This is a genomic window from Gluconacetobacter dulcium (assembly GCF_014174165.1).
In the GTDB taxonomy this organism is placed as follows: Bacteria; Pseudomonadota; Alphaproteobacteria; order Acetobacterales; family Acetobacteraceae; genus Gluconacetobacter; species Gluconacetobacter dulcium.
Window position 1 is genome coordinate 274,411 of record NZ_JABEQN010000002.1, and the last position, 6,000, is coordinate 280,410.

Sequence of the window (6,000 nt, forward strand, 5' to 3'; positions counted from 1 at the left end):
ACAAGCACCTTTCCGTGCTGTTTTTGCAATCGGACATATTTGTCTTGCCCTGCGTGCGGCTCAGCACACAGTATATACTCCATACGGTGGTGGCAGAGGGACCGTCCGATGGACAATACGATGTCCTGGCGCGATGGCCAGGAGGCGACGCGACTCCCCCGTGCTTCGGGATTTCGGCCGAATCGCGGCATGCTTGGCATGTTCGGCGCCATTGATCTTGGAACGAATAATTGCCGGCTGATGATCGCTGCCCCGCATGCCGACGGCTTTCGTGTCGTCGATAGCTTCAACCGGATCGTTCGGCTGGGCGAGGGTCTGCAACGGACCGGGGAACTCAGCCCCCATGCGATGGATCGCACTATCGACGCATTGCGAATCTGCGCCATGCGCATGGAGCGTCGGCGGCTGTATCGCTACCGCGCGGTCGCGACCGAAGCGTGCCGCCGCGCCGGCAACGGCGCGGCCTTTATCGAGCGCGCCCGCCAGGAAACCGGGCTGGATATCACCGTGATTTCCTCACGCGAGGAAGCCGAACTGGCGATGGAAAGCTGTTCGGCCCTGCTGCATGACGACCGGGTGTGCCCCACGCGCACCCGCGCGCTGCTGTTCGATATCGGTGGCGGCTCGACCGAAATCGCGTGGGTCCGCACCGACCGGCATACCCGCCGCCAGGATCTCAGCGGTTATCTCAGCCTGCCGGCGGGCGTGATCACCCAGGCGGAGCAGTTCGGCGAGAGCGCGTTCAGCGAACAGGGCTATCAGCGGATGGTCGAGCAGATCGCCAACCAACTGCGCGCGTTCGAGGCCGTGCATTGCATTCGCCGCGAAATCAGCCGCGGCAATGTCAGCCTGATCGGCACCAGCGGCACCGTCACCACCCTGGCCAGCATTGCCCTGTCGCTCACACGCTACAGCCGGACGGCGGTGGACGGCACGATCCTGGAGGCCGGGCCGGCCCTGGAGGCGATTCGCACGCTGGCCGCCATGGGGCCGGTCGGGTTGAGCCAGCACCCATGTGTCGGCCCCGACCGTGCCCAGTATGTGATGCCGGGCTGCGCGATCTTCGAGGCCATTCACCGGGTGTGGCCGGTGCCGGAAATCATGGTGGCCGATCGCGGCCTGCGTGATGGTATGCTGCTGCGCATGATCAACGATTCGACCAGTGTGGCCATGCCGTCGTCACCGTCTCCCCTGCCCTTTGCCGCATCCCGGCCGCCGGCGATGGGCGTATCGCTTCCATGAAGCGTCGTCCTCCCGCCGGTGGTGGCAAGTCACGGGTTCCCGGCAAGGCCCTCAGCAGCAGTTCAGCCCCCGGTACCGGCGATGCGGCGGCGGATTCCGGCGCCGCACGCGCGACCCGGAGCCAGGCCGTATCGCTGCGCACCGCGCGGGGGCGCACCACGGCCCAGCAGCGCTGGCTCAACCGGCAACTGAACGACCCGTACGTGCAGGCCGCCCGCAAGCAGGGCTGGCGGTCGCGCGCGGCCTTCAAGCTGATCGAACTGGATGACCGCTTCCATCTGATCCAGCCCGGCATGCGGGTGGTCGATCTGGGCGCGGCGCCGGGTGGCTGGACGCAGGTGGCCGTCAAGCGCGGTGCGAGCAATGTCGTGGGCGTCGATCTGCTGCCGGTCGATCCTGTTTCCGGCGCCACGATTCTCGAAGGCGATTTCAATGATCCCGATCTGCCGGACAAGCTGACGGAATTGCTGGGTGGCCCGGCCGATCTGGTCCTGTCGGACATGGCGCCAAATACGACCGGCCACGCGCCGACCGACCATCTGCGCATTCTGGGCCTGGCGGAACTGGCCCTTGATTTCGCGCTGAAGGTGCTGGCACCGGGCGGCACCTTCGTCGCCAAGGTCTTTCAGGGCGGGTCTGAGAAGCAGATGCTGGAACCGATGAAGCACGCTTTCGCGACCGTTCGCCACGCCAAGCCGCCGGCCAGCCGCAAGGAATCGAGCGAACTGTACGTGGTCGCAACCGGTTTTCGACCCGATCGGGTTCTGCCGAAGCCATCGGAAGAGTAGAGTGAGGAAGGCGGGTTCAAACCGCCTTCCCGTTCGGCTCCCAGGTTAGAGCCCGCGCAGAAATGTGCTCGGCACCGAGAGCGCCCGCCATAGGGCCATAAGCCTCTTACGCCGCCATCTCGTCCGCCGACCATAGCCAGGCCGCGCCGCGCACGCCGGAACTGTCGCCATGCAGGTTGCGGACGACAGGTGTATCGCACTGGGGCGTGATGACGTAGCGGGGCATCAGCAACGGCACGCGGGCGTAGATCGAGAGCAGGTTCGATACCCCGCCACCCAGCACGATGACATCCGGGTCAAGGAAGTTGATCGCCATGGCGCAGGCACGCGCCAGTCGGTCTACATAGCGATCCAGCGCGCCGATGGCGGTGATGTCCCCCGCCTCGGCTGCCGCCTCGATTCCTGCCGTGTCGCGATGGCCCGGTCCTTTCCAGTCCTGCGCCAGGGCCGGGCCGCTCAGGAATCGTTCCAGGCAACCTTCGTTGCCGCAGAAACATTTGGGGAACGGCATTTCCGTGATTCGCGGCCAGGGTAGCGGGATGTGCCCCCACTCGCCGGCGATATGGTGGGCGCCGGTCAGCAGTTTGCCGTCCACCACCAGTCCGCCGCCCATCCCCGTACCGAGAATCACCCCCAGCACGACGCGGCGGCCGGCGCCAGCACCATCCACGGCTTCGGACAGGGCGAAGCAGTTGGCATCATTCTCGACCCGGACCTCGCGCCCGACGGATTCGGTCAGATCCCGCCCGAAGGGCTGGTTGTTCAGCCAGGTGGCGTTCGCATTCTTGATGAGGCCGCTCTCCGGGCTGATCGAGCCCGGAATGCCGATCCCCACGGTGCCCGTGCCGCCCAGTTCGGCGTCCATGGCGGCGACGAGATCGCGAATGGCCGTGACCGCGCCGGCGTAATGTCCGGGATTGGCAATGCGTCGTCGGACCAGTTCCCGGCCGTCCGCGCGGGCCAATGCCGCGATTTCGATCTTCGTTCCGCCAAAATCGATTCCAATCCGATAGCCGGTCATATCCATCCCGTCAGCCGTGATATTTTCCATGGTCGCCATTTCTATCTATGGTGCGACCTTTCGTGCCGTAAAGTCACCCCCAGGCAGAGGGTTCGTGATCCGCTGCCGCCTTCCGGAGCCCGCTGCCATGAGCGAGACGCTGCTCGACGTCAAAGGGTTGAGCTGCCCCCTGCCCGTCCTCAAGGCCAATCGGGCCTTACGGAGCATGCAGCCGGGCGACCGGCTGCGCGTGATCGCGACCGACCGGGCCAGCGTTGCCGATTTCCAGGCATTCTGTCGTGAAACGGGCCATGCGCTGATCGCATTCGGCGAGGATGGCGGCGTGCTCTCTTTCGTGATCAGGCGCCGACCCGAAGCGGCGGCAACCACTTAGGACGCCATACTTGCCTGTTCGTTCCAAAGACGTGCCCTAAATGCCACATCCGGCACAAAATCCCCCTATCCGCCCTATGCCCTTGGCAGAAGCGGCCACCTGGGAGTAATTCCTGCGCCTCATGATGGAAGTACCGCACCCAATGACGGAAGATCTGTCCCAGCTCTCCTTCGAGGACGCCCTCGCGCAGCTCGAGGATATCGTGCGCAAGCTCGAAGGCGGACAGCTTCGCCTCCAGGATGCCATCGCATCCTATGAGCGTGGGGCGGCTCTGCGACGACACTGCGAAAGCAAGCTGAACGAGGCCGACGCCCGCGTTCAGGCGATCATCCAGCGGGCCGATGGCGCGCTGGAGACGAAATCGATGGATTGACGTACCGATGAGCCACACCACAGCGACCGCCCGGACAGGGCAGACCGCGGACCGCGCCAGCCTGCTGCGGTCTTCCCTGTCGACACGGGCCACGGCCGTCGAAGCCGCCATTGACAGTCTGTTGCCCCCGGTGCCGGGTGCCGAGGGTCGGGTGATCGACGCCATGCGCTATGCCACGCTGGGCGGCGGCAAGCGCCTGCGCGGTTATCTGACGGCGGAAGTCGCCAGCCTGTTCCATGTCGATGCTGCCCGGTCCTATCGCGTCGCGGCGTCCGTCGAGATGCTGCATGCCTATTCGCTGGTGCATGACGACCTGCCGGCGATGGATGACGACGACCTGCGCCGGGGCCAGCCCTCGACGCACCGCAAGTTCGACGAGGCGACCGCCATCCTGGCCGGAGACGCGCTCCAGACGATGGCGTTCGAGATTCTGGCTCATGAGGCCACCCACCCCGACGCGGCCATCCGCATCGGCCTGGTGGCCGCCCTCGCCGCCGCCTCGGGCGCGGCCGGCATGGTCGGTGGGCAGATGATCGATATGGAAGGCGAAGGCCGTTCGCTGTCCCTGCCGGAAGTCGAGCGCCTGCATGCGCTCAAGACCGGCTGCCTGATCCGCTACGCGGCCGAGGCCGGGGCGATTCTCGGGCAGGCCGATCCGTCGGTTCGTGCCCGCATCGCCGCCTATGGGCGCGACCTGGGCGCTGCCTTCCAGATTGCCGACGACGTGCTGGACGCCACCGCCAGCGCCGAGGAACTGGGCAAGACCGCCGGCAAGGACCAGGCGGCCGGCAAATCCACCTATGTCGCCCTGCTGGGCGTGGACGGTGCGGCCCGCGAGGCGCGGCGCGTGGCCGAACAGGCGGAAGCCCATCTCGATATCTTCGGACCCGAAGCCGACCGGTTGCGGGACCTGATCCGTTACGTCGTCGATCGCAGGAGCTGAAGACCATGGCCGAAGACAAGAGCCACGCCGAAATTCCGGACGACGCGATCCCGACGAAGGGCCGTTTTCCGCTGCTGGACCGGGTCAGCGCGCCGCGCGACCTGCGCAACCTGTCGGTGGACCAGCTCCGCCAGCTGGCCGAGGAATTGCGGGCCGAGACGGTCGATGCGGTCTCGACCACGGGCGGCCATCTGGGCGCCTCGCTGGGCGTGGTGGAACTGACGGTGGCGCTGCACGCGGTGTTCGACACGCCCGACGACCGCATCATCTGGGATGTCGGCCACCAGGCCTACCCGCACAAGATCCTGACCGGCCGGCGCACGGGCATCCGCACCCTGCGCCAGCCCGGCGGCCTGTCGGGCTTCACCCGCCGCAGCGAGAGCCCATACGACCCGTTCGGCGCCGCCCATTCCTCCACCTCGATCTCGGCCGGCCTGGGCATGGCGGTGGCGCACCACCTGCGCGCCGAGCATGACCCCTCCTACCGCGAGCGCAACGTGGTGGCGGTGATCGGCGACGGCTCGATCTCGGCCGGCATGGCCTACGAGGCGATGAACAACGCCTCGGTCGCCGGCCCCGGCGCCGGGCGGCTGATCGTGGTGCTGAACGACAACGAGATGTCGATCGCCCCGCCGGTCGGCGCCATGTCCAACTACCTGTCGCGGCTGATGTCCTCGCGCCAGTTCCTCGGCCTGCGCGACCTCGCCGGCAAGGTGGCCCGCCGCCTGCCCGAGCGGCTGGAACGCACCGCCAGGAAGGCCGACGAATATGCGCGCGGCATGATCACCGGCGGCACGCTGTTCGAGGAACTGGGCTTCTATTATGTCGGCCCGGTCGACGGCCACGACCTCACCCAGTTGGTGCCGATCCTGCGCAACCTGCGCGACGCCGACGACAAAGGCCCGATCCTGCTGCACATCCTCACCGAGAAGGGTCGCGGCTACCGCCCGGCCGAATCGGCGGGCGACAAATATCACGCGGTGGCGAAGTTCAACGTCGTCACCGGCGTGCAGACCAAGGCGCCCCCCGGCCCGCCCAGCTACACCTCGGTCTTCAGCCGCGAACTGACGCACCGGGCGAAGCAGGACGACAGCATCGTCGCCATCACCGCCGCCATGCCGTCGGGCACCGGGCTCGATGCCTTCGCCTGCGCCTATCCCGACCGCTTCTTCGATGTCGGGATCGCCGAGCAGCATGCCGTCACCTTCGCCGCCGGCATGGCCACCGAGGGGCTGCGCCCGTTCTGCGCCATCTATTCCA

The 6,000-nt window shown here is 66.9% G+C and carries 7 protein-coding genes; 6 read left to right on the plus strand and 1 reads right to left on the minus strand.

The annotated features are described in order from the left end of the window. The first annotated feature begins 108 nt into the window (after nt 1-108). Nucleotides 109-1,242: a Ppx/GppA phosphatase family protein gene (locus tag HLH25_RS02950; protein WP_182972637.1), complete on the plus strand. Its 1,134-nt coding sequence runs from the start codon at nt 109-111 to the stop codon at nt 1,240-1,242. Beyond that, on the plus strand, nt 1,239-2,030 hold the full coding sequence (locus tag HLH25_RS02955; protein ID WP_182972638.1) for an RlmE family RNA methyltransferase: 792 nt from the start codon (nt 1,239-1,241) through the stop codon (nt 2,028-2,030). Before HLH25_RS02950 ends, HLH25_RS02955 begins: the two co-directional genes overlap by 4 nt. 106 nt (nt 2,031-2,136) lie before the next feature. On the opposite strand, the gene HLH25_RS02960 is transcribed toward HLH25_RS02955, so the two are convergent. Further along, a complete protein-coding gene (locus HLH25_RS02960) occupies nt 2,137-3,051 on the minus strand; it encodes an ROK family protein (protein WP_182972669.1) in 915 nt (304 codons plus the stop codon). A gap of 127 nt (nt 3,052-3,178) precedes the next feature. Between HLH25_RS02960 and HLH25_RS02965 the strand changes: the two genes are divergently transcribed. The 4 genes from HLH25_RS02965 to dxs form a co-directional block, all read left to right on the plus strand. After that, the gene (locus HLH25_RS02965; protein WP_114728414.1) at nt 3,179-3,424 is read left to right on the plus strand and encodes a sulfurtransferase TusA family protein; all 246 of its coding nucleotides are present in this window, start codon (nt 3,179-3,181) and stop codon (nt 3,422-3,424) included. A gap of 142 nt (nt 3,425-3,566) precedes the next feature. Continuing rightward, nucleotides 3,567-3,797 carry an exodeoxyribonuclease VII small subunit gene (locus HLH25_RS02970; protein ID WP_114728417.1) on the plus strand — a complete coding sequence of 77 codons (231 nt, stop codon included), beginning with the start codon at nt 3,567-3,569 and terminating at the stop codon, nt 3,795-3,797. Between the two features lie 7 nt (nt 3,798-3,804). After that, the gene (locus tag HLH25_RS02975; protein WP_182972639.1) at nt 3,805-4,740 is read left to right on the plus strand and encodes a polyprenyl synthetase family protein; all 936 of its coding nucleotides are present in this window, start codon (nt 3,805-3,807) and stop codon (nt 4,738-4,740) included. 5 nt (nt 4,741-4,745) lie between these two features. Further along, a partial coding sequence (gene dxs / locus HLH25_RS02980) for a 1-deoxy-D-xylulose-5-phosphate synthase (RefSeq protein ID WP_182972640.1) occupies nt 4,746-6,000 on the plus strand: 1,255 nt, incomplete at its 3' end.